Origin of the sequence: Granulicella sp. L56 (assembly GCF_009765835.1) — a bacterium.
In the GTDB taxonomy this organism is placed as follows: domain Bacteria; phylum Acidobacteriota; class Terriglobia; order Terriglobales; family Acidobacteriaceae; genus Edaphobacter.
Genome location: NZ_LMUS01000006.1, coordinates 1,179,891 through 1,203,726, shown reverse-complemented (window position 1 = coordinate 1,203,726; position 23,836 = coordinate 1,179,891). Strand labels below are relative to the sequence as shown.

Sequence of the window (23,836 nt, the reverse complement as noted above, 5' to 3'; positions counted from 1 at the left end):
ATCGAGATCATGGGAGGCAGGGGCCCTATTCCATCACCGCGTGACGTGCTCTACCGAGGCAGCTCTTTCGACCCGATAACCGTAAACTGCTTCGTTATGCCATTGTCATCGGCTCCTGGTTGTGCGTCGCCCACAAAGAGCGTGTACTCTCCGGCCTCAATGCTGCGTTTTCCATCCGCAGCGACGGTGCTCAGGTTACGAGGACCGATCACAACATGCACATGCTGCCGCGCATGGCCATCCAGCGGAGTCCGTACAAACCCCACCAGCGAATGGATCGGAGCGGTAGCCGAAGCTGGGGCCTTCAGATAAATCTCCGAGACCGCATCTCCTTTTGCCGCGCCGGTATTCTCTACCTCGGCATCCAGCGTCAGCGGCTCGCCCGCGGCGAGCTTCTCCGTGGAGAGCTTCACATCGCTCCACTTGAACTTCGAATAGCTCAGCCCATACCCAAAGCCCCAAAGCGTAGTCCCGGTAAAGTAGCGATACGTCCGGTTCTTCATGGAGTAGTCGTCGAACGGCGGCAACTCTTTCGTTCCTGTATAGAACGTAATCGGCAGTCGCCCCGCAGGATTGTTATCGCCTGCCAGCGTATTGGCAATCGCCGCGCCGCCCTCTTCGCCCGGATACCAGGCTTCCAGCACGGCCGCCGCATTGTCCTTGGCCCACTTCACTGCCAGAGCGCTGCCGTTCATCAGTACTACGATCACCGGCTTGCCAGTTGCAGCTACCGCCTTAAGCATCTCCTTCTGCACGGCAGGTAGTTCAATCTCAGTGCGGTCGCCGCCGTCGAAACCCTCGACGTGTACGGGCATCTCTTCGCCCTCAAGATTCGGCGAAAGTCCCACAAACGCAACCACAACGTCTGCCTGCTCGGCAGTCTTCACTGCCTCTGCGCGCTCAGCCTCCACCGGCGGCTTCCACTCGAGCGAAAGTCCTGCGTCAAACAACGGTGTCTGATGCGCGTACTCAATCCGCAGATCATGGGCCTGTCCATCGCTCAGGTCCAGCACAAACGGCTCCGTCCTTCGCGAATGCTTCTTCGTCGATGCCTGCTCTGCGGTGACTTCTTTACCATCCAGAAATACCCGCGCATCCTTCGCCTCTCCGCGAAAGTTGAACTCATACTTGCCCGGCACAGGAGGCGTTATCGTCCCCGTCCAGCGCACGCCAAACGCCGCAGCTTTGACACCAGGCACCGGAGCAGCAGCGTTCCAATCGAAGTCCACCTGCTGGTCCACCCGCGTCACCACAGGCTTGCCCTTTAGATCAACATTGTCGAAGTACTCCCCTTTCAACCCAAATGCTGCGCTACCCTTCGCTGGATGGAACACCGTTCGCGGCACCGGAACTGTCAGCTCGGAAACATAAGGCGATCCCTGCGCATAAAGAACTTTCGCCTGTCCGCCAAACTTCGCCTCCATCCCTGACAGCGGCAACACAGGATGCGAGGGAATCGCGTTATAGTTCCCCTCGATCGCAGACAGCGCAGCCGCGTTCGGCCCAATGACCGCAATCGTCTTCACGCTCTTCTTCAGCGGCAGGATGCCATCGTTCTTCAGCAGCACCATCGACTTCTCAGCTACGTGCAACGCCAGCTCGCGATGCGCCACCGAGTCATCTTCTGAAAAAGGTATCCGCGCATAGGCCACCTTCGATGCCGGATCAAACATCCCAAGCTCGAACCGCGCCGTAAACAGCCGCTTTACCGACTGGTCGATCTCCGCCTCCGAGATCAGTCCGTCCTTCACAGCTTTTGTCAGGCTGGGATACTCATCCCCGCAGCTCGTATCCGTTCCTGCCTTCACCGAAACCGCCGAAGCATGTTCGATGTCCGGCGCAAACTTGTGCCCCTCAGCAACATCCGTAATCGCGCCACAGTCCGAAGTCACATACCCCTTGAAACCCCACGTCTTCCGCAGAGTATCTGACAGCAGAAACGTATTCGCGCAAGCCGGTTCGCCATCAATTGCGTTGTAGGCGCACATGACACTCCCCGCCTTGGCCTCCTTCACCGTCGCACGGAACGCAGGGAGATAGGTGTCTTCCAGATCGTGGGGCGAGACATCAATATTCGCCGTATGCCGCGTACTCTCTGGCCCCGAGTGCACAACATAGTGCTTCGGCGTGGCAATCGTCTTGAAGTAGTGCGGATCGTCTCCCTGCAACCCCTCAACAAACGACACTCCCATCCGCGATGTCAGAAAAGGGTCTTCGCCATACGTCTCCTGCCCTCGTCCCCATCGCGGATCGCGAAAGATATTGATGTTCGGCGACCAGACATCCAGCCCGAAATAGATGCTGTGAATGCCATGCCGCAGCGCCTCGGCATTCTTTGCCCTTGCCTCGGTCGAAATGGTAGTTGCCACCTCATGCATCAGCGGCGTGTCCCACGTTGCCGCCAGCCCAATCGCCTGCGGAAACACCGTCGCATAGCCCGACCGCGCAATCCCATGCAGACCCTCGCTCCACCAGTCGTACTCCGGTACATCGAGCCGTGGAATTGCGGCTGCATGGTTCTGCATCTGCGAGACTTTTTCTTCGAGCGTCATCCGACCGACAAGGTCGTCTACACGCTTTGCCACTGGCTGCGAAGAATCCATATATACCGGCATCGTCTGCGCTCCTGCCGCAGCCGTCCCTATCATTACCGTTGCAATCAAGCCTGCAAATAGAGGCAGCATCTTTCGCGACATCGTTACGCACCAGCTTTCAAAAGGAATCAATCTACCTTGCCAATTTAGCTGGTCGTAACCGCAGAACGCAATAAAACCGAAAGTAAATCGTTAAAACTGACCGGGCTTTCTCATTTTGTGCAAAGAGCTCGGGTTCCCCATCCTTCGCGCTTTTGCGAGGGGTGGGAGAGCAAATCTCTGCCCACTCAGCCTCCACTCCATCTTCGCAACAACGACATCGAATCAACCTTGGACGCGCCCCGCAACATAACGCACGCCGTAAACCACAGCACCGGCAATCAGAATCAATCCAGCCGTTCGCATCTCCCGCACAAAGTGAGGCCGCGAAAACAAGATGAAAACAAACCCACTCAACGCCAGCAAAACAGGCAGCGGATAGAGCGGCATCCTGAACCCGCGCACCTTGCGCTCGCGCCGATGCTTGGGCAGCAACACTGCTAGCCCTTGCAGCAGAAACTGAAACAAAATCCGAATCACCACCAGCGTTGTAATCACCTCCTGCAATCGAAAGATGCAGCAAGCCATCGTCATCGCACCCAGTGTCAGCAGCGAGTGCTGCGGAATCCGGTGCTTCTCATGCACCGCGCCAAACCATGCTGGAAAGTTCCCATCCCGCGCCGCTGCAAAAGGAATTCGCGAATACCCCAGCAGCAGCGCCAGTACCGAAGCCAGCGCTGCCACCGCAATCAACACAACGACAACACCAGCGGCGGTATGCCCATAAAGCCGCTCCATAAACACGGCCATCGTAAACATCCGCGCATGGCTGTCGGTATCGGCGGCCAGTTCTCGCCATGGCAGTACGCCCAGCACACTCACATTCATCAGCAGATAAAGCGCGCCTACAATCCCAATCGCGCCGAGCACAGCGCGCGGAATTGTCCGCTGCGGATCGCGCACTTCTCCTGCCACAAAGCACACGTTGTAATAACCCCAGTAGTCATAGGCCGAGATCAGCATCCCCGCGCCCAGCCCTACAAAGAAAGCGCTGTTCAGATGAAACGCGCCTGCGGGAAAATCAAACGCGCGATGCGCATCGAAGTGCAGAAATCCCGCGACAATAATCAGTAGCAGCGTCAGCACCACCACCACACCCAGCCAGCGCACGATGCGGTCGATCTTCACGATGCTGCGATAGAGCACGATCACTGCAATCAGACACGCTGCCATCGCAATCAGCGTCTGTCCGCTCAGCACAATCGGAACGCCCAGCCACCGTGCCGAAAAGAATGCATGACCGGCATTGGGTGCGAAGAACGAAGCGTACTGTGAAAACCCAATGCACCCTGAGGCAATCGAAAGCGGAGCACTAAACAGCAACTGCCACGCATAAAGAAACGAGAACGCCTTTCCCCAGCCACGTTCGCCATAAAGATGTTTCAGATAGGCATACGACCCGCCAGCTTCGGGATAAGCCGTCCCCAACTCACTCCAAATCAAGCCATCGCACAACGACAGCAGCGCGCCCAGCACCCATCCCAGCATCGCCTGCGGTCCGCCCATCACGCCGACGATCAGCGGCAGCGTAATAAACGGCCCCACGCCTACCATGTCGATCACGTTCAGCCCCAGCGCCGAGCTGGTAGACAGCCCACGCTCCAGCTCCAACGGCTTTGGACGAACCACTCGCTTCATCGCACTCATTTATAACTAGAAGATACAGAAGGGGCGTACACAACCATGCTTCCGCAGAACAAAACCTTTCCTCACGCCATGCTCCGCGAGATCTTCGAGCAGCCCAATGCCATCGCCGAAACCCTGGCCGCCTACACCGAGGCCAATTGTCTTCGCGAGGACACCTTCCGCACCGCCCTTCAGGCGCTCGTCGGCAAAGAGAGCCTGCTCATCTCCGCCAGCGGCTCCAGCCGCCACGCCGGTCTAGTCGGCGAGATTCTCTTTGAAGACCTCGCCGGAATTCCCGTCGATGTCGAGTACGCCAGCGAGTACATCTATCGCTCCACCCATACCCTCAAAAATCCCTGTTTCCTCGCCATCTCGCAGTCCGGCGAGACCGCCGATACCTCTGAGGCCCTGCGCGAGGCCATTGCCCGGGGTACCTCGACCATCGCTATCACCAACAAGCCCGAATCCACTATGGCCAAGCTGGCAGGCTGCTCTCTGCCCACTATGGCTGGCATCGAGCGCGCCGTTCCCGCTACCAAAAGCTTCACCACGCAGCTCACAGTTCTCTCGCTGCTCTCTCTCTTCGCCGCGCGCATCCGTGGCCGCATGACCCGCGCCGTCGTCGAGTCGCACCTTGAAGAGATACAGGCGGTCCCTGCCGCCATGCAGTCCATCCTGCCGGAGTGGGAGTCGCAGATCGCCGAACTCTCTCCCAAGATTCAATCAGCCGAATCCTTCCTCTTCCTCGGTCGTGGCGTTCACTATCCCATCGCCCGCGAAGGCGCGCTCAAGCTCAAGGAGTCCTCCTACATTCAGGCCGAGGGCTACCCTACCGGCGAGCTCAAGCACGGCCCCAACGCCCTGATCGACGCCAACACCCCGCTCGTCGTCCTTGCCACCAGCGATCCACATGCCCCTGACTCTCTGCTGCGCTACGAAAAGACAGTCAACCTCCTCCGCGACATGCGCAAGCAGGGGGCAGTGGTCCTCTCCATCGTCAATCAGGGAGATACCCGCATCGCCGAACTCAGCACGCACACCGTCACCATCCCGCAGTGCGCCGAATACATCGCTCCTCTCTATGAAGTCGTTCCGCTGCAATTGCTTGCCTACTTTATGGCCATAGGCCGCGGCATTGATGTAGATAATCCCCGCAACCTGGTCAAAGCAGTGGTACAGGAGTAGACCGGCCACAAACGGCGCGTCAAGACCGCAAATCGGCGATACGGCGATACACTGCACTTGCATCAATGGAGGCAAACGCTCAATGAGCACAGCGGCATCCGAGCCCGAGAAGACGACGGTGAAGCAGGCAGATCAAACCGAAACTCCCTTGGAATCATTGGCGTCCATCTGCACCGTGATTGCGATCGGCTTGTTCGTCATGACATTCATCTTCCAGAACTACAAGATACCCTCCGGTTCCATGGAGAAGACCCTGCTCATCGGCGACCATGTTCTGGTAGACAGCACCTCCTTCGCCCCGCCGACGAAATGGGCTCCTTTCGTTCACTACCGCGATATTCACCGCGGCGACGTCATCGTCTTCTATAAGCCCAATCCCGAAACTCCCGATCTCCATCTGGTGAAGCGCGCCATCGGCATTCCGGGAGACCGCATCCATCTCCGCAACGGAATTGTCTACCTCAATGGCATTGCCCAGAATGAGTCTCAGGCGGGCAAGCCTGCCGACGACGGCAATCCGCAGCACGCCTTCGACCCATATCGTGACGACTTCCCCTCCGTTACCCCTCCGCCGATGGAGGTTGGGCCGGGCGGCATCACGGCAAGCTGGGCGCTCGATCTTCCAAACCACATTCAAAACGGCGACCTTGTCGTTCCGCCGGGCATGGTCTTCGCCATGGGCGACAACCGCACAGAAAGCGAAGACGGGCGCTACTGGGGATTCGTCCCCCGGGAGAACATCGTTGGACGCCCACTGTTCGTCTATTGGTCGTTTGAGACCCCGGCCGATCAGGTCAACAAAACCAGCCTTGGGGACCGCCTCGGCTTCATGAGCCACATGCTCGTGCATTTCTTCGATGAGACTCGCTGGCGCCGCACATTTCACATCATTCGATAGAGGCTGAAGCCGCGTTCGGGTGTCGTATGCGGAACTACGATTCATGCAGAAAACCGATTTAACTCACATGCAGAGCGACGAGGAGTCGCCCCGCTCCGGCGGCATCTTCCGCCTCTATCTCTTGCAATGGCCGGTCTTGGTGGCGCTGCTTCTGCTGGCGATTGTTCCGCCGCTGATCATCGTTAACCGCCTGCAGCGCCGTATCGTCCCCAGCATCAGCCCACATTCCGCCGCGTCAAGACCGCAAATCGGCGATACACTGACACTTGCATCTGTGGAGACAAGCACGCAATGAGCACAATGGCATCCGAACCCGAAGAGACGACGGCCAAGCAGGTAAATCAAACCGAAACTCCTTTGGAATCATTGGCTTCCATTTGCACCGTTCTGGCGATCGGTCTCTTCGTCATGACATTCATCTTTCAGAACTATGAGATTCCCTCCGGTTCCATGGAGAAGACGCTGCTGATCGGCGATCATGTTCTGGTAGACCGCGCCTCCTTTGCGCCACCTACGAAATGGGCTCCTTTCGTTCACTACCGCGACATTCGCCGGGGCGACGTCATCGTCTTCTTCAAACCCAACCCTGAAACTCCGGACCTCTTTCTGGTAAAGCGGGCCATAGGCATTCCCGGAGATCGTATTCATCTCCACAACGGAATCGTCTATCTCAATGGCGTTGCGCAGGATGAGCCACAGGCAGGCAAGCCAGCCGACGACGGCAACCCGCAGCACGCTTTCGACGCCTATCGTGATGACTTCCCCTCCGTTCCTCCTCCCCAATATGAGATACAGCCGCTTGGCATCACCGCAAGCTGGGCGCTCGATCTTCCGAACCACATTCAAAACGGCGACCTTGTAGTTCCGCCGGGCATGGTCTTCGCCATGGGCGACAACCGTACCGAAAGCCTCGACGGGCGCTATTGGGGATTCGTCCCCCGGCAGAACATCGTCGGTCGTCCTCTGTTCGTCTATTGGTCGTTCGAGACCCCTGCCGACCAGATGGACAAAACCAGCCTCGGTGACCGTCTTGGCTTCATGGGCCACATTCTCGTGCATTTCTTCGATGAGACTCGCTGGCGTCGCACATTTCACATTATTCGATAAAGGCTGAAGCCGCGTCTCGGGTGTTGTAGCGCGGAATATGTTCATGCAGGAAATTGATCCAATTCACGCGCAAAGCGACACAGAGTCGCCCCGCCCCGGCATCTTTCGCCGTTTTCTCTTTCTATGGCTGGCCCTTCTGGCCTTACTTTTGCTGGCGATTGTCCCGCCGCTGATCAGCGTGAATCGCCTTCAACACCGTATTGCTACCAGCATCAGCCAGAGCCTCGGCCGCCCTGTCCATCTGGACCAAGTCACCCTGAACCTGCTGCCGCTGCCGGGATTTACGCTGAATAATCTGGTCGTCGATGAAGACCCGGCCTTTGGTTCCGAGCCAATCATCCGGGCCAACTCGGTGCGAGTGACCCTGCGCATCCGTTCGTTGTGGACCAAGCGCGTCGAGTTCTCAACGATCAGCTTTACCGACCCCAGCGTCAATCTGGTGCATCTGCCTAACGGCAAGTGGAACCTTGAAAGCATTCTTCTGCAAGCTTCGCACATCGAGGCTGCCCCGACCGCGCAGAAGAAAGCTGGGCCAACTCCGCGCTTTCCATATATCGAAGCGACCGGGGCGCGGCTGAACATTAAGCTCGGCCAGGAAAAGATCCCCCTCTCTTTTACAGACGCCGAATTCGCCCTCTGGCTACCGAGTCCGGAACAATGGCACCTTCGCCTGAAGGCCAATCCCGCACGAACCGACACCGTCGTCTCGGGTGCGGGCACCATTCAGGTTGAAGGCACTCTTGGACGCGCTGCCTCTCTGAGACAGGTGCCAATTCATCTTCAAGGAGAATGGCGCGATGCGCCGCTCGGAGGTGCAAGCCGGGTCCTGTTTGGCCGTGACGCTGGCTGGCGTGGGAACATGACGCTCTCGGCAAACATACAGGGAACGGTCGGAAACAGTTCGGTAGAGGCTAAATTCAGCACCAGTGACGCTCGTCGTGCCGATTTTGTTCCAAAACACCCTTTGAATATCGAGCTGGAGTGTCTTGGCACGGCAACGAACCTATTTCATGGGTTCGATAAAGTTCGCTGCAGTTGGCCGCCGTCCGGCTCCTCCGGAACCCAGGTACTGATGCTCTCAGGATCACTGCCGGACATCCATGATCTTAATGCGGCGACCGTCGATCTCTCCATTCCGGGCATTCCGGCTGACACGCTCCTCGATTGGCTGCATGTCGTCAACGAGCGGGTTCCTGCTGATGTCACCATGGGCGGAACGCTGACAGGAAGCATCTCTCATCATCCCGACGCGTTGCCTGCTGCTCCATCGTGGCAAGGGGCTATCTTTGTGACCGGCGCGAAACTTGTGAGCACGAACACCGGCACATCCTCGCTGGTCTCCGGCAATATTGCAATCCATTCGGCCACGCAGCCTGGGCCCAAGGCTCATTTGCGCACAAAGCACTCTGCGCCGCCGGCAACCGGAAGCAGCTTTGTGCTGGCTCCCGCAGCGCTGGCTCTTGGCGGCAAAGAGCCAGCAACGCTGGAGGGCCATTTCGATGCGACCGGATATACGCTGCATCTCACCGGCATCGCCTCGCCTTCACGCCTGCTCGCGCTGGGAACCGCGCTGCCCGAACTGGGGGATGGGTTGATGAAGGCATTGCCCGCCAATCATGTCGCAACGCCCTCATCGGTCGATCTAACGGCGGTTCGTTCGTGGGGCGGCGCTCAGGTCTGGACAGCAAATTCGCCGCATCCATCTGCTCGCCACCCACGCCGTGCGGGACGTCCCTAGCCTCAATGCATTACAAGTTGCTTGGTATGCGTACTTGCTTCTATTTCGGGTACGCTGCCATCGTTCACCATGACCTCGCTGGGCGTACCTTCGAAGACGATCCGTGTCGAAGCGCTCGATCGTCCCATGATGCGAAGCCGCTCGGTCGTCGTGAGCGCTCCTGAACGTACCGTGACAGGAACTTCCGCGGCAGCGTCGCCATTGTTGCGGATCTCGATGGCAACCAGGAAGCTCGCTGCCTTCAGGCCTTGTGCCGGTAGTTGGCGCGGCGTCACATTGGCGATGGTCAGGTCAGGTAGACCGCGGTCATGATAGACCCAGTCATTGAAGAACCAATTGAGATCTTTGTGCGAGGACTGCTCCAGCACATGTTGAAACTCTTTTGGATCATCGTCTCGACTGCCGCTTTGGCGATAGCTTTGCAATGCCTGCTTGAGCGCATCGTTCCCAACGATGGACTGCAACATCCACAAAACGGCCGCCGCCTTGGTTCGGTAGTAGATCTCATCACTTGCCCGAATCAGGCTCTGTCCCTCCAACGTCAGGTCAGCGTTCTCGGACGGTGCGGGTTCGGCCAAAGCTAACGTGTTTACCTGCTGTTGCAGTTGTTGAAGCGCAACGTCGCGGCCTTGAGTATGCTCAACCCACAACAGGGACATGAACTGCGGTACGCCTTCGTCGAGCCATACATGAGAGGAGCGGAACCATGCGTGCGTAAGCGAGTGAACCAGGGCCGGAGCCAAAGTATCCGGATCGACGGCACGCATCGGGGCGACGAGAAGAGAGTCGTCTTCAAACGGCTGGCCGTTGTGGTCGATGATGTTGAGCGTGGTCAGGGGAGTGGGGCCGAGCCATTCCTTCAGCAGCGGTTGTACCTTGATGGCGGCTGCCGCATAGGTGGGTACCGTGTCGTAGTGGTCCGTCACAGCGGCGATCTGGTTTCCATCGGTGGTCGTGGCAGCTCCGGCGGTGAGGAACAGGCTTGCAGAGCGGAAGCCCAATGGACGACTGGGGAAGTCTGCGGTTGCAACTCCGGGTTGATTCGCTGCCGATGCCGCATCGACGTTCTCGTTGACGGCGACCATCGGTTTACGCTGGCCGCAGAAGAAGGCTGCATCGGGTGGGTTGCCGATGTACTCGACGGCGAGCCGCAGGTGGATCGTCGCAGCAGCCTGCTGCAGCCGGGTCTTGCCGACGAGCTGGAAGAGCTTGGCTCCATCACCAAGGAGCGCGGGCGCGGATGCGGTGGGATACCAAAGTACGTTGCCAAATCCGCGAAGAGCGGTGCTGTCAGGGGCGATCTTGTCCCAGTCCGCCGCCGCCGCCTGGTCGGGCGGTGCTCCAATGCGCTCCAGACGCTTCGCCGATTGCTGAATCTCGCCGGAGTAGAACGTTGTCAGTTCGACTGTGGCGTTGGGAGCCAGCGGTTGGGGCAGGGTTACGATGGCTTCTTTTGCCTGGCCTGTGTGGTCGGTGTCAGTGTCGATGAGGTGCTGCGCGAAGGCCAGAGGAACGACGTGGTCACCGCTGCGCATCTCGAAGCTCTCCCAGTTCAGCGAAGAGGACAACTGGAAGGCCAGATCGGTCAGCGGCTCAGTTCCAACGTTGCGTACGGTTAGTTTCGCTCTTACCGAAAGCTGCGACTTGGCGGGAATCAGATGTGCATCCAGATCGTAGGCGGTGAAGGTGAGAGAGTTGCGCTCCGTATCGCTGACGGTATCGATTGACCTTGCACTCTTCGTCGCGACCGATGCGGGAGGCTGGTCGCTGCTGAAGAGAACTTTGTCGCGCTGCCCAGCAGCAGGCTGCTTGACCTGAGCTATAGCTACGGGACATAGCGCCAGAGAGAGGGTGATCAGGTAAACGCGGTGCTGGAAACGGTTCTGCGGAAAAACGGACATCAGATTCAAATTCAAGACCCTAATCCCTTGCGGGCTTTCTCTGGCTTCTTCGCAGGCTTTTCTGCTGGCGGCCGCCGCTGGCGCATGGCTTCGTACATCACGACTGCGCCTGCCACCGAAACGTTCAGGGACGAGACCTGACCTGCCATGGGGATGCGCAGTAGATGGTCGCAGGTCTTCTTGACCAGATCGTGCAGCCCTGCGCCTTCACTCCCCAGTACAAGGACGCAATCGATCTTGAAGTCGAACTCGGTATAGTCCGGTGTTCCGCGCTCGTCGAGGCCGAGGACCCAGACGTGCTTTTGCTTCATCTGTTCGAGGGCGCGGACGAGGTTGGTCACGCGGGCGATGCGGACATGCTCCGAGGCTCCGGCAGAGGTCTTCGCCACCGTCGCGGTGACCGGAGCGGAGCGGCGCTCGGGCAGGATGACTCCGTCAACTCCGGCTCCGTCGGCGGTACGAAGGAGAGCGCCGAGATTGTGGGGATCTTCGACGCCATCGAGCGCGAGGAAGAAGCGGTGCTGTCCTTCTTCTTTGCGGGCCAGAAGGTCTTCGACGCCGAGAAACTGGCGTTCCTTGACGAGTGCGAGCACGCCCTGATGCATGTCTGTCTTTGCAATGCGGGTGAGTTGATCGCGAGGCTCAAGCGCGACGCGGATGCCTGCGGTGCGGCAGAGTTGGATGAGACGCTCAAGGCGTTCGTCGCGACGCTCGCGGGCGACGCTTACGTGGTCAAGCTGGCGCGAACCGGAACGGATGGCCTCCTCGACTGGATGAAGACCGTACAGAACTTCCATGAACTAAGTCTATCGTGCAGCCGGGTTATGTTCTCCAGTGTCACCCCACCCCCCGGGGGTACTTTGGGCGTAAGTCTTTTTGTTTTATGATTTTGCGAGAATTAAATCCTGCAAAATATTCATTCCTAAAGGTTTATCGGTAAAATATTCTATCTAAACGAGTTAGTCTGATTTTTCCGGTTTCGATCTTTCAGATATTTGTCTACTCTTTTAGTGTAATGAATGGGATAAAACTCTTTTGCAATCGCTATATGGTTTATTTTCTTTGAGTTAGATGGTTTTGGGGCTTGACACGTGTTTTTGCCTTTGTTCTTGGAAATATATTTTATAACTGGCTTGGAATCAGTTGGATAGAAAACTTATTGCTTGATGGATCTGTCCGGATTCTGGGCAAAGGCGAAATACAGGGGTCTCTCCACTCCGCTTCGCTCCGGTTGAGATGACGTGGAGAGGCCAAGGTAAGCCGGTCGCGATGACGTGGAGAGATCGAGATAGGCCGTCGAGATGACATGGGTGGGTCGCGACACGTGAGTTACAGAGATGGTGGCGAGTTTTTGATGGCTTCCGACGACGATTGAGGCGAAACGGTTGGCGGGTGACAGCGGTCAGGTCGTCATCATAGGCGGATCGCCAAGGCATTTGTTGTCATCGGCCATTTAGAATGAATCAGCCGGAGGCGTTGTGCTGGTGGCGCTATACGAGCGAGGAATTTTTGTGCTGCATGGATAAATTCAGCCCTAACCGAGTCTTTTTTAAACGCTCTCGCGTCAGAGAGAGTGTGCACGATGGAACAATCTCGCTCGCAACTGCTGTGGCCCTTCCGGCTCAGAGCGAGAACCTGGCCATTGCGCAGGGGCTGAAGCGTCAGGACCCCGAACTGCTCGACCAATTGATTGAGCTTTATCAACATCGGCTGATGCGCTACCTGCTGTTTCTTACGGGCAAGCGCGAGGTCGCAGAAGACCTGTTTCAAGAGACATGGATGCGCGTCCTGCTGCGGGGAGCGCAGTATAACGGGAAGGCCCGTTTCGATACGTGGCTGTTTACCATTGCACGTAATTTGGTGATCGACCTGTCGCGGAAGCGAACCATGGCGAGCCTCGATGAGATGAGCGACAGCAAGGAAGACGACAGGCCATTTGAAGTTGCGATGTCCGGCCCTTCTCCGCTGGAGCAGCTTGAGGAGCGAGAGAACTGCGCCGAGGTGGGCGAGGTTCTGCTGAAGCTCGAACCGAACTACCGCGAGGTGTTGGTACTGCGGTTCTACGAAGAGCTTTCGCTCGAAGAGATCGCAGGCGTTACGCGTGCTCCTTTGTCTACGGTGAAGTCTCGGCTTTATCGAGGGCTGGCGGCTTTGAAGCCGGAGATGGAACAGATTCGTGCATCCCGCCCTGTGGGAGAGGCGGCCCTATGAAGAGCATTCTCGATGAGCACTCTTTATTGATGGAGACTGGCCGCACACGCGGCGGCCCGGGTCTGCCGAAGATGAATGTGGCGGCGAAGGCATCGATCGTCAACCGAACGCACCGGGTGGTGCGGGAACGGGCGAAGATGCTGGAGGCGCGACGCAGCCGTATTCGCAGCTTGTGGATTCCGCTGACGGTCAGCTCCGTATTTTTGCTGATGATCTGCTCGGCAGTGTGGACAGTGCTGGATGGTTATGAATTGATTCCGATCGGCGTTCCCGATTCGAGCGATCAGTTCCTTGTGCTGGCTCTGTGGTTCTTTCCTCTTTCGATGGCGCTGCTGGTGACGGTGTGGTTCCGCCGGATGCGTAAACGCTCTGGCGGCGAGACGATGCCATGACATTGCCCTGGAACCACAAATCGAACAGGACTCGCGAGACTGCGGCGACGGATGAAGACCAGCTTAGCCTGATCCCGGCGTGGTCTGTCATTCTGGCGATTGCCGTGTTTGGAGCGGTTCAGTATCTTTTTCAGGTAGTGATGCCGCATCACCGTCATGAGATGCTGCCGATGCGGCTCATCATGGGGTATTCGTGGGGAACTGCATTTGCCACCTACGTTCTGCTGATTGGCTATGTCAGCCGCGATGTGAAGCGGCGCAATATGTCGGCGGGGCTATGGATGCTGGTGGTGATTGTGATGCCCGGCGGAATTGGTGCGGTGGTTTACTTCCTGCTGCGACAGCCAATTCTTTCGCGTTGCCCGCACTGCAGTACAGAGATTGACTCCAGTATTCACTTCTGTCCGCAGTGCCAGTTTCAGGTGGCTCCGGTGTGTGGGCGCTGCTTTCGCGGCGTGCAGATTACGGATGTGTACTGCACCCAGTGTGGGCATGACCTTGCCGAGGACCAGATGCCGGCACGGTTGCGGGTCTATAGCGACTAGTATTGTTGTATGGCACTGACCGCGCTCATCATCGATGACGAACCGCTGGCGCGGCAGGAGCTTCAGTATCTACTGGAGCGGGGTGGCGGCGTCGAGGTGCTGGCGCAGGGAACCAATGGGATCGAGGCGGTGGACCTGATCCAGACGCATAAACCTGATGTGGTGTTTCTCGACGTGCAGATGCCGGGGCTGGACGGATTTGCCGTGCTGAAGAAGCTGCTGGACCGCAAGGTGCCGCTGCCGCAGGTAGTATTCGCGACTGCCTTCAACCAATACGCCGTGCGGGCGTTCGAGGTCAATGCAGTGGACTATCTGCTGAAGCCCTTTGACCAGAAGCGGGTGATGCAGACGATTGAGAAGGCTGCGGCCCGGCTGACGGCTCCAGCGGAGTCGGCCAGCGAGGCCAAGCTGGATGCGCTGCTGCGGCTGATGGAAGAACAGTCGCATGGTGGAAAGGCGCATTCGGGCAAGGTGATTGTGCGGGCGCAGAGCAGGTTGCTGCTGGTCAACCAGCGAGAGATATGTTTTGCTTCGATCGAAGAGGGCACGATTACCGTGGTGACGCCCACGGTAGAGGGGCACTCGAACTGCCGGACGCTGGAAGAGCTGATGGACCAGCTCGATCCCGAGACATTCTGGAGGGCGCATCGCTCATTTGTGGTGAACATTCAGCATATCCGCGAGGTAGTGCCGTGGTTCAAGTCGAGCTATCAGCTTCGGATGGACGATCCCAAGAAGACGGAGATTCCGGTGAGCCGGGCGCAGACAAAACGGTTGCGGGAGTTGTTCAACCTGTAGCGGGTGATGACAACAGCAAGCAAGGGCAAAATGCAGGGGTCTCTCCCGCTGCGCATCGGACGGTAAAACTGTTCGATGCTTCGGTCGGGATAACGTGCTTAGAGCGGCTCTCCTCCAGATGTAGTTTTGCTGATTTGAGCAAAACGCAGATTCCCTTCGGGAATGACAAACAGAGGAATCTATACCTGAAAGGAATTAGCGATAGGGTCTAGTTTGACGCCGATATAAGGTCGGTCTGCTACGGAGTGACGCGAGCTGGCCGTCACTCCGTTCAGGATTCTGGGCAGGGGCTACTTGTTCTTGGCAGGTGCGCCTTCGACAACGATGTTGTTGGTGATGCCGAACGAGCCGGGAGCGGAGTTGGCCTGCATTCCAGCGATTGCGGCATCACTCTGGTTCGAGACGACGCCGTAGAGGATGACGTTGCCGTTCTTCACAATAATGTGAATGGCATGGTAGCCAAGAGGCGGACTGTTGGTAATGCCTCCGGCTGCCAGAGCGATACCCGCGCCGGGACCAATGGCGCGGCCAAGGCTACCCTGATTGGCGTTATATCTGCGCAGGCTGGGCGCGGTGTAGATGCGGTTATACACAGCAGCCCGGACGCGGTCGTCGTTCGGCGAGTAGGGCAAAACCTCGATATTGTTTTCGACCGAAGCGATGCCGGGGATGCCTTTGACCACGCGGCCAGCTTCGTCCTTGAGGGTGGGTCGTGAGGCGTAGCCATTAAGAACCAGGGTTTTGCCGTGGATGCCGAAGGTGATCCAGTCGAAGACGGCATAGTTGGTGAGGCCACCGATCTTCTTTTGGACGTCCTTGATGATGCGGACGGTGTCATCTTGCGACCAGGTGGAATTGGATTGGGCGCTCTGGGCAAGTATCGGAGCGGCGGAGAAGGTAAAGCTGAGCAAGGCGGCTGCTGCAATGGTTAGAGATCTCGAACGTGCCATTGTTTCTCTCCAATATCGGATGAAATTTGAGGTCAGAAAAAAAGATACTGCCTGCGGAGGACTGAGTCCAGTGGTTTAGCCTACGGCTTTCAGGATTTCATCAAGATCGGCGGAGATCTGCGCGATGGTATTGATAATGCTGTCAATTTTCTTCAGATTGTCGATGACCTGTTGGAGTTGCTTGATGGCCTGTTGAATCTGGCCGGTGAGCGTCTGGAAGCTGGCGTCATCGGCTTGAATGGTAGCGGCGACGAGCGCGCGCTGCTGGTCGTCGAGGTGCTTTCGCATGGCGTAGACCTGCTGCCATTTTGCAGGTTGGTTGATGAGCGCCGGGTCCATCAGGGTGTTGTCCATCTGGGTGAGCGTGTTGCCGATGGCGGTAACAAGTTCGGCCTGGGTCATAAGGTCTGCCACCTTTCGTTAGTTCTTCTTCTTGCTGCTGGTTGTCTGAACACCGTCTGCCAACGGTTCTACCTCGGCGGCAAAGGATTTTACCGAGGCGACAAGTTCGGCGAGAGAGTGAGGCTTGGCGTCTTTGGGCGCGAGGATGACAGCTACAAGGGCATCGTGGGATTTTTTGAAGGCTGCAATGGCTTTTGCGGGATTGGACTGGTCTACAAGGGCCTGGTTGCGGCGGAACTGCTTGATGCGGTCGCTTAGCTGGAGGAGATAGTCTTTGTCCGGCGCGGGCTGGGCGATTTCGCGGTTGTAGTCGGCAAAGAGAAGAACCCCCTGAGCGCTCTGGGTGCTCTTCAGACGCTCGTAGATGACCTGCGATTCACTGCCGAGCATGTCGAAGAGGGCGGTGAGCGCGGGGTCGTTTTTCTCGATGCTCTGGCGAATCTCTTCGTGGGTGCGGTGGCGCTCGATGAGACCGAGGATGATGCCTGCGGCGGCGGCAGCGCTGGAGACGGGGCCCGCGTAGTCCGCTGTGGTGGGAATGAGGTGATGGCCTGCCGCTGCTGTCTGGGCATCGGTGGCAAGAGTCGAAAAGCTGGTGCTGGCGGTCATGGCATCCGCTACGATCTTCCCTTCCTCCTTACCCTGGGCGAGTGTAGCGAGCGCGGAGGTATATTGCGCGAGTGCAAGGATGGCGTCGGAACGGAGCTTGAGCTCTTCAGGAGTGATGACGGCGCGGCTATCGATCTCGGCCGGGCTGAGTTGGGCGTGGTCGAAGGCCTGGCTGTCGATATAGTGCTCGTACTCGACTAAATTAGCGTTGACCAGCAACGTCTGGAAGGAGCGAGCGAGGGTGTCGGAGGATTGCTGAAATTGTTTGACGACAGGAGTGTAATCCTGGTCCGGCACGCAGCCCATCAGTAGAAATAGGATCATAAGCGCAAGGAGCGCTCTTCGGTGTACACAAATCTGACGTGGAATCGCCATCGCAAGTCCTTGGAAGAAGCAGGTAAAGAAGCAACTATCGCGGAAGAGTTAGGATCGTGCAAGAGAAAACTGCCGCAGTAGATTGTTCTTTTTGTCTGGAGGGCTAGATGAAGCGATGGCTTTTACGAATTGTGTTGGCAGTGGTGGCTCTGGCGGCATTGCTCTACGTGGGGGATTGGGTGGTATTCCGGGCTCGTAGAGGACCGATGGGCGTGATCCAGGTGAACCAGTTGCTGGCCACTCCACTGAAGGGGAACAAGATGGAGTACGACTTCATGGGCGTGGTGCCGGTAAATTGCAGCCGGTCAATCTTTCCGCAGAGGGGCAATGCTGCCTGCTGGTGGGTGGAACGGCATAAAACGCAGTGGGAATAGACCTGCCGATTGGCCTCCGGGAAGGTTATGGGTTCAGGTTGCCTTTGCGTGAAACCGGCTCGACGAAAAGCCGGTCGATTGCCGTTTGAACCAGGCTCTGGAACCGGTCGAGAGGGCAACTGTTGGTTGCGTCGGTGCTGCAGTTGGGCACAAAGATGGTTGCGATGGATGGGGCATGCCCGGTGGTCAGCGGGGTCTTGTAGCGCATTTGATCCAAAGTTTGGCTCATAAAATAGACCTGCAGGTAGAACTTGTTCGTCTTTGGATTGTGGTGCAGCTCAAAGACGAGGGCACTTCCAGGTGGCGTCGCATTTAACGGCTGATCCGGTAACAGCCAGTTCAGATGCAGCAGGCCGCTGAGCCAGGTGAGGTTGGAGTCGTGGCCGAGCAGCAGCAGGAAGCGGGTGCCTGGGGCACCAATCGCTCCACCCACACTCTTTTCATCAGCGGCCTGCTGCAAGGTCGCGGCGATATGGCTGGCCAGATTCGAGGCGCCGATCTGGGCAAAGTAAGGTGTTCGCAGAACGTAGTCGTGATAGCCGGTGTTCATGGTCATCAGCGTGTTCAATTCGGGACGTGAGACGCGGCCCCAGCCGACCTGGGACATCGGAAGGCCTTCGGTATATTGCAGCAGAAAGTTTTCCGCGAAGTCAGCGCCCTTGCTGACGGGGCCATCGATCTGAACCATGTCGGAGATATTCGCGGCCTTCACAATAGAAGTATCGTCCAACAGTTTCTTTGTGGTTGAGGGTACGTTGCAGGGCCGGTCCGGTTTGCAGTTCAAAAGAATTTGCTGCAAGTCCTCAAGCTGGTGCTGATACGCTGACGGCCACCACTGCGGATCTCCACCGAGTCTTCCACGGATGGCGGCTGCCAGCTCTTCGTGATTGGCAACGCCAGCGAAGGCACCAGCCTCAAAGAGCGGATCGAGGCCGCTGGTGTCGTGCACATTCACTTTGATGGGGCATGAGGGGGCCAGTCCTTTGAGCAGCGCCTGCGCCGAGCTGATGGTTCTTTCGGTGCGATTCGCGGCGGCAAAGATTGAGGTTGAACAATTTTGCTGGCCGTGGAAGAGATTGGCGTAGCGCTGCCTGTAGAAGCTGCCCATGTTGCCCATGAGGGTTGCCCCGTTTGGCGTAAGTACGCCCGGTGCGACTGGCCAGGTTGGCCACGGCTGCGTGTTGTATCGGTTGGAGCGAGTCTCGCTTTCGATGGGAGCGCGCACGCCGTGGCGGCTCACGACAATCACCATGCGCAACTCGTCGGACTGGCCGAAAGCAGGAGGGGAGATGGTTGCGATGCCAAGAAGGCAGGCAAGAAGAAGACGCAGTCTGCAAGTCACAGCAACCTCCCAAACGGGCAATGAAGCGATCGAAAATCAACAAGCGCCAAGCGATGATTTATCTGAGAAAGACGATGCAACTCGCGCTTCCGACAGGGGTGTAGTGGCCTGTGAAGGTGAGCAGCCCTGTATCGCGGCTAATCGAGAACGATGTGATGACGTCGCTCTTGCGATTGCAGGCGTATAAAAACTTTCCGCTGGGATCGATGTTGAACTGGTTGGGATAGTCGCCCATGGTGGAGACTTCGCCGAGAGACTTCAGCCTGCCGTCGCTCTCGATGGAAAAGACGGCGATGGTATCGTGCAGCCGATTTGCCGCGTAGAGAAAGCGTCCGTCAGCGGATATTTTTATGCCGGAGGCGAAGCTGGTGCCGGTAAAGCCCTGAGGCAAGGTCGAGATCGTCTGTTGAGGAGCGAGCGAGCCAGTAGAGGGATCGTAGTGGAAGAAGGTCAGCGTGGAGGCTTCTTCCTGAATGGAATAGAGCCATCGGCCATTGGGATGAAATGCGAGGTGACGAGGTCCGTCGCCTGTGGGCAGGGCGATGAAAGGTGTGGCGGCAGGGGTGAGCTTGCCTTTGCTCTGGTCGAAGCGGTGCACGTAGATTCGGTCCTGTCCGAGATCGGTATGCAGGACGAAGCGGTTGTTCGGGTCGGCCTGAATCATATGCGCGTGGGGAGCGTCGTGTCCGCTCCATGCAAAGCTGCCGGGCGGCGCATTGGTTGGAGTTGTGCTTCCTACCGATCCACTATCGAGGTGGAGATCGCAGGCGCGTGCGAGCTGGCCATCGGGAAGGATGGGAAATACTGCGATCGTTCCGCCGGCGTAGTTCGCGACGAAGACATACTTTCCATCGGCGTCGGTGGAAAGATAGGCGGGGCCGCCGCCTTCGGAGCTTACGGTGTTAAGGAACTTCAAGTCGCCGCTGGCGCGGTCAACAGCATAGGCGCTCACCGATCCGCTGGTGCCGTCAAAGTTTGTGACCTCGTTGGCGGCATAAAGATATCGACCGGAAGGATCGAGAGAAAGCCACGAGGGGTTGGCTGCTTCGACGACAAGCTTGATCGGCAATAGTGCTCCGGTGCGCGAATCCATCTCGAACAGGTAGATGCCCTTGCCGTTGCTGCCATCACCAATTGCACCTGTGTAGCAGCCGACGTATGCCAAAGTTCTTCCGTTGGGCGCGTTGTCTTTGGAGCCTTGCGCCACCGCCGAGACGGAGTGGGCTATCGAAAGGGCTGTGGCGCCTTTCAAAAATCCACGCCGTGAAAGAGCTTCATTCATGCTGACCTGCTTGACCAAATCTTCGGCTGCCACTTATTTTCCTCCTCTGTTCATGGATCAAATTTATTTTGCGCGCAGATCAGGTTGTTACCGATAGCGCCAGAGTCAGCAATAGCGCAACGATGGAGATGATGGTTTCGCAGACGGACCAGGTTTTGATCGTGTCGGCGACGCTCATGTTGAAGTACTCCTTGACCAGCCAGAAGCCGCCATCGTTGACGTGAGAGAAAAAGAGCGAGCCTGCGCCGGTTGCGATTGCCAATAGCTCAGGCCGTGCACCCGGAGTGTGCATCGCAATCGGGGCTACGATGCCTGCCGCTGTGGTCATGGCTACGGTGGCAGAACCGGTGGAGAGGCGTATCAAGGCGGCTACGGTCCAGGCGAGGATAAGAATCGGCACGTGAGCGTGGAGGGCAACTTCGACGATTGCCTGAGAGACGCCGCTATCCTGCAGGATGCGTCCGAAGCCTCCTCCGGCACCGACCAGCAAGGTAATCGTGGCCGTGGGCGCGAGGCATTCATTGGAGAATTTAAGGATTGCATCGCGGTTGAAACCGCGCATCTTGCCGAGCGTGACGAAGCTTACGAGAACGCCGACGAGAAGCGAGATGTCGGCATTGCCCAGAAGATGCAATCCGCTGTTGAGTGCGCTTTTAGGATGCGATAGCGTGTCGGCCCAACTGCCCAGCAACATCAAGGCAACTGGCAGTAATATAGTCGCCAGCGTGAGGCCGAAGCTGGGGAGACTGCGCTCTTCGCCATGATCGACGAACTCCGCAGCCATCGGGTTGTCCAGATCGAGGTGGACGCGGGGAGCGATGAACTTCGCATAGAGTGGCCCTGCGATCACGACGGTGGGGATAGCGACCAGCAGGGCATAGAAGATCGTGCGTCCCATGTCGGCGTTGTAGATCGACACGGCGACGAGCGCTGCGGGATGCGGCGGTACCAGTCCGTGGACTACGGAGAGTCCGGCGACGAGAGGGAGGCCGACGAGAATGAGCGAGGTGCGAGTGCGCCGGGCCACGGTAAACACAATGGGGATGAGGAGAACGAAGCCGACTTCAAAGAAAACCGGGAGGCCGACCACAAAGCCGATCACCATCATGGCCCAGTGGATGCGTTTTTCTCCGAAGAGGCGAATCAGCGTATAGGCGATGCGGTCGGCACCGCCGGACTCCGCCATCATCTTGCCGAGCATGGTGCCGAGCGCCACCACAATCGCGATGTGCCCCATCGTGCCGCTGAGCCCAGCTTCAAAGGACTGCACAATGGCATGCATCGGCATGCCTGTGACCATCGCCAGGCCAAGCGAGGTAAGGAAGAGGACGATAAACGGGTTCAGCTTGCAGACAGCAATCAGCAGGATGAGCGTAATGACCGCAACCGATGCCGAGATAAGCAGAAACATTGCATGGTGGTCGATCATAGACTTGGAGCCATCGAATTTCCTTTGATCAAAGTAGAACTACAAGTGGTTTAAGGGCGGATGAGTCAGGCTGTGGGTTCCTTATAAGCAACGCACTCAATCTCCACCTTGCAATCGACGACCATGCTCGAAACGACGCAGGCGCGGGCTGGCGGATTCTCTCCAAAATATTCCCTGAAGACTCCGTTGAAAGAATGAAAATCACGAGGGTCGTCCAGCCATACGCCGCAGCGTACGATGTGCTCCGGGCCGTAGCCTGCCTCCTGCAAAATCGACAAGACATTGCGAATGGCCTGATGAGACTGGACGATAATATTTCCAACGACTACTTCGCCGTTGACCATGGGAACCTGGCCGGAGACGTATAACCAACCATTCGCCTCGACTGCACGGGAAAATGGCAGATGCTGGCCACCGGTTCCTTTGCCGCCTTCTACGCCATATCGCTTAATGCTCATCGTCTGCTCCTTTGTTCCTGTAAGTTGATACTTAAATCTGTGGTGACTGGCGCGGCAGAAATTTGCCGCCTCGCTGGCCGGTCGACCTACCCTCTTGATAGGACAACACACCATTGACCCAGACGGCAGCGATTCCTTCTGCCGGGCTGATCGGCTTTATAAATGTGGCGGTGTCTTGCACGGTCTCCGGGTTGAAGAGTACAAGATCAGCGCAATAGCCCTCCTTGATCAGTCCGCGATCGGCCAGCCCAAATCGTGCGGCCGGCATGCCTGTCATTTTATGGATAGCCATCGTCATGGGGAACAGCTTCAGCTCGCGGCTGTAACGGCCCAGCACGCGAGGAAAGGTTCCCCATAGCCGGGGATGGGGCAGGGGATCGTTCGGCAGGCCGTCGGAGCCGATCATGGTTGCAGGATGGCTGAGGATGCGCCGCATGTCCTCTTCCGAGATGCTGTGGTAGATGGCGCCCGCAGGTTGAAGGCGCCGCGCTGCTTCCATCTGTTCGACGTTCCAGCTTGCGGCGATCTGCGCGAGCGTTCGTCCTGCCATCTCCGGATGCGGTTCGCACCATGTGATCATGATCTCCACACGCACATCAACCTGACGCAGATCAAGCGTGCTTGAGCCAGCCGCATAGGGATAACAGTCGCAGCCAACGGGCTGAGAGGCGCGGGCGTTATCTAATGCTTGCAATACTTCTCCGCTACGGCCCCAGTTGGCGATGCCTGCGCACTTCAGATGAGAGATGACGACCGGCACGGAGCTTTGATGTCCGATATGGAAAGCCTCGCTCATCGCATCGAGGATTCCTTCGGTTTCGGTGCGCATATGCGTGGTGTAAATCGCACCGGCTGCCGCAAGCAGTTCTGCCAATGCCAGAACTTCTTCGGTGGGAGCTGCATTGGCGGACAAGTAGGCGAGGCCGGAACTCAGGCCCAGTGCTCCGCCGTCCAGAGCTTCGCTTAGTTGCGCACGCATCCGCTCGATCTCCGCCGCGGTTGCGGCGCGGTCAAGGCGATCCATGTGATTGTTGCGCAGAGATGTGTGGCCTACGAGTGCCGCTACATTGACCGCAGGCTGCGCCTCTTCGATTGCTGCTACATAGGAACTGAATGTTGGATATCGGAAGACATCCGCAGTCCCTAACAGGTTCATCGGGTCAGGGGGCGCACCAGCAAGTTGCACGGGCGCAGCGCTGATGCCGCAGTTGCCGACGATCACGGTCGTGACTCCCTGCGACAGCTTTGGCAACATCTCCGGAGTGCGGATCACATTTGTATCATCGTGGGTATGAACATCGATAAAGCCGGGAGCTAGAATGTGACCGCTGCCGTCTATGACCTGCCGCGCGCTGTACTCCGGGATTTGCCCGACGGCGCAGATATGGCCGTCGTCGATGGCGACATCGCCGGCCCAGGGTTCGCCACCGCTCCCGTCCATAATATGCGCGTTGCGAATAAGCGTGTCGCAGAGAGGCATACTATCTTTCTACAGGAAACATTCGGTGGCGCGTCAGAATA

At 57.7% G+C, this 23,836-nt stretch carries 22 protein-coding genes; 10 read left to right on the top strand and 12 right to left on the bottom strand.

The features are described 5' to 3' along the window. Positions 1-50: 50 nt before the first annotated feature. The gene (locus GSQ81_RS13000) at positions 51-2,684 is read right to left on the bottom strand and encodes a glycoside hydrolase family 3 C-terminal domain-containing protein (RefSeq protein WP_254060169.1); all 2,634 of its coding nucleotides are present in this window, start codon (positions 2,682-2,684) and stop codon (positions 51-53) included. A gap of 234 nt (positions 2,685-2,918) precedes the next feature. Then, positions 2,919-4,331 (bottom strand): APC family permease, encoded by a 1,413-nt coding sequence (locus GSQ81_RS12995; protein WP_158911142.1) that lies wholly within the window; start codon positions 4,329-4,331, stop codon positions 2,919-2,921. Positions 4,332-4,376: 45 nt separating this feature from the next. On the opposite strand from GSQ81_RS12995, the gene GSQ81_RS12990 reads away from it, so the two are divergent. The 5 genes from GSQ81_RS12990 (at position 4,377) to GSQ81_RS12970 (ending at position 9,247) form a co-directional block, all read left to right on the top strand. Then, positions 4,377-5,504 carry an SIS domain-containing protein gene (locus tag GSQ81_RS12990; protein WP_158911141.1) on the top strand — a complete coding sequence of 376 codons (1,128 nt, stop codon included), beginning with the start codon at positions 4,377-4,379 and terminating at the stop codon, positions 5,502-5,504. 82 nt (positions 5,505-5,586) lie between these two features. After that, on the top strand, positions 5,587-6,402 hold the full coding sequence (lepB, locus tag GSQ81_RS12985; protein WP_158911140.1) for a signal peptidase I: 816 nt from the start codon (positions 5,587-5,589) through the stop codon (positions 6,400-6,402). A gap of 43 nt (positions 6,403-6,445) precedes the next feature. Then, positions 6,446-6,697 (top strand): hypothetical protein, encoded by a 252-nt coding sequence (locus GSQ81_RS12980; RefSeq protein ID WP_158911139.1) that lies wholly within the window; start codon positions 6,446-6,448, stop codon positions 6,695-6,697. Beyond that, the gene (gene lepB / locus GSQ81_RS12975; protein ID WP_371715331.1) at positions 6,694-7,509 is read left to right on the top strand and encodes a signal peptidase I; all 816 of its coding nucleotides are present in this window, start codon (positions 6,694-6,696) and stop codon (positions 7,507-7,509) included. The genes GSQ81_RS12980 and lepB (GSQ81_RS12975) overlap by 4 nt, the downstream gene beginning before the upstream one ends. Positions 7,510-7,552: 43 nt before the next feature. Continuing rightward, on the top strand, positions 7,553-9,247 hold the full coding sequence (locus GSQ81_RS12970) for an AsmA family protein (protein WP_158911138.1): 1,695 nt from the start codon (positions 7,553-7,555) through the stop codon (positions 9,245-9,247). Positions 9,248-9,249: 2 nt separating this feature from the next. On the opposite strand, the gene GSQ81_RS12965 is transcribed toward GSQ81_RS12970, so the two are convergent. After that, positions 9,250-11,148: a M1 family aminopeptidase gene (locus GSQ81_RS12965; protein WP_158911137.1), complete on the bottom strand. Its 1,899-nt coding sequence runs from the start codon at positions 11,146-11,148 to the stop codon at positions 9,250-9,252. 11 nt (positions 11,149-11,159) lie between these two features. Next, a complete protein-coding gene (gene rlmB / locus GSQ81_RS12960; protein ID WP_158911136.1) occupies positions 11,160-11,945 on the bottom strand; it encodes a 23S rRNA (guanosine(2251)-2'-O)-methyltransferase RlmB in 786 nt (261 codons plus the stop codon). A gap of 778 nt (positions 11,946-12,723) precedes the next feature. On the opposite strand from rlmB, the gene GSQ81_RS12955 reads away from it, so the two are divergent. The 4 genes from GSQ81_RS12955 to GSQ81_RS12940 are packed head-to-tail and all read left to right on the top strand — an operon-like array spanning position 12,724 to position 15,094. Beyond that, positions 12,724-13,359, top strand: a complete 636-nt coding sequence (locus tag GSQ81_RS12955) for an RNA polymerase sigma factor (protein WP_254060168.1) — start codon at positions 12,724-12,726, stop codon at positions 13,357-13,359. Next, positions 13,356-13,751: a hypothetical protein gene (locus GSQ81_RS12950; protein WP_158911134.1), complete on the top strand. Its 396-nt coding sequence runs from the start codon at positions 13,356-13,358 to the stop codon at positions 13,749-13,751. The genes GSQ81_RS12955 and GSQ81_RS12950 overlap by 4 nt, the downstream gene beginning before the upstream one ends. Beyond that, positions 13,748-14,296, top strand: coding sequence for a zinc ribbon domain-containing protein (locus GSQ81_RS12945; RefSeq protein ID WP_158911133.1), 549 nt, complete (start codon positions 13,748-13,750; stop codon positions 14,294-14,296). The genes GSQ81_RS12950 and GSQ81_RS12945 overlap by 4 nt, the downstream gene beginning before the upstream one ends. A gap of 9 nt (positions 14,297-14,305) precedes the next feature. Continuing rightward, positions 14,306-15,094 (top strand): LytTR family DNA-binding domain-containing protein, encoded by a 789-nt coding sequence (locus GSQ81_RS12940; RefSeq protein WP_158911132.1) that lies wholly within the window; start codon positions 14,306-14,308, stop codon positions 15,092-15,094. A gap of 290 nt (positions 15,095-15,384) precedes the next feature. On the opposite strand, the gene GSQ81_RS12935 is transcribed toward GSQ81_RS12940, so the two are convergent. The 3 genes from GSQ81_RS12935 to GSQ81_RS12925 all read right to left on the bottom strand — a co-directional run bounded on the left by GSQ81_RS12935 (position 15,385) and on the right by GSQ81_RS12925 (position 17,379). Next, a complete protein-coding gene (locus tag GSQ81_RS12935; protein ID WP_158911131.1) occupies positions 15,385-16,044 on the bottom strand; it encodes a BON domain-containing protein in 660 nt (219 codons plus the stop codon). Between the two features lie 75 nt (positions 16,045-16,119). Beyond that, entirely contained in the window at positions 16,120-16,458 is a 339-nt protein-coding gene (locus tag GSQ81_RS12930; RefSeq protein ID WP_158911130.1) for a hypothetical protein, read from the bottom strand. 6 nt (positions 16,459-16,464) lie between these two features. Further along, positions 16,465-17,379 (bottom strand): hypothetical protein, encoded by a 915-nt coding sequence (locus GSQ81_RS12925; RefSeq protein WP_158911129.1) that lies wholly within the window; start codon positions 17,377-17,379, stop codon positions 16,465-16,467. 158 nt (positions 17,380-17,537) lie between these two features. Between GSQ81_RS12925 and GSQ81_RS12920 the strand changes: the two genes are divergently transcribed. Continuing rightward, a complete protein-coding gene (locus tag GSQ81_RS12920) occupies positions 17,538-17,804 on the top strand; it encodes a hypothetical protein (protein ID WP_158911128.1) in 267 nt (88 codons plus the stop codon). Between the two features lie 25 nt (positions 17,805-17,829). On the opposite strand, the gene GSQ81_RS12915 is transcribed toward GSQ81_RS12920, so the two are convergent. The 5 genes from GSQ81_RS12915 to GSQ81_RS12895 all read right to left on the bottom strand — a co-directional run bounded on the left by GSQ81_RS12915 (position 17,830) and on the right by GSQ81_RS12895 (position 23,795). Further along, entirely contained in the window at positions 17,830-19,146 is a 1,317-nt protein-coding gene (locus GSQ81_RS12915) for a histidine-type phosphatase (RefSeq protein WP_158911127.1), read from the bottom strand. A gap of 58 nt (positions 19,147-19,204) precedes the next feature. After that, positions 19,205-20,461 (bottom strand): lactonase family protein, encoded by a 1,257-nt coding sequence (locus GSQ81_RS12910; protein ID WP_216846428.1) that lies wholly within the window; start codon positions 20,459-20,461, stop codon positions 19,205-19,207. A gap of 46 nt (positions 20,462-20,507) precedes the next feature. Further along, complete coding sequence (locus tag GSQ81_RS12905) at positions 20,508-21,857, bottom strand: GntP family permease (protein WP_158911126.1); 1,350 nt, start codon at positions 21,855-21,857, stop codon at positions 20,508-20,510. Between the two features lie 65 nt (positions 21,858-21,922). Beyond that, complete coding sequence (locus GSQ81_RS12900; RefSeq protein WP_216846427.1) at positions 21,923-22,315, bottom strand: RidA family protein; 393 nt, start codon at positions 22,313-22,315, stop codon at positions 21,923-21,925. A gap of 31 nt (positions 22,316-22,346) precedes the next feature. Next, positions 22,347-23,795 carry an amidohydrolase family protein gene (locus tag GSQ81_RS12895; protein WP_158911125.1) on the bottom strand — a complete coding sequence of 483 codons (1,449 nt, stop codon included), beginning with the start codon at positions 23,793-23,795 and terminating at the stop codon, positions 22,347-22,349. Positions 23,796-23,836: the final 41 nt, after the last annotated feature.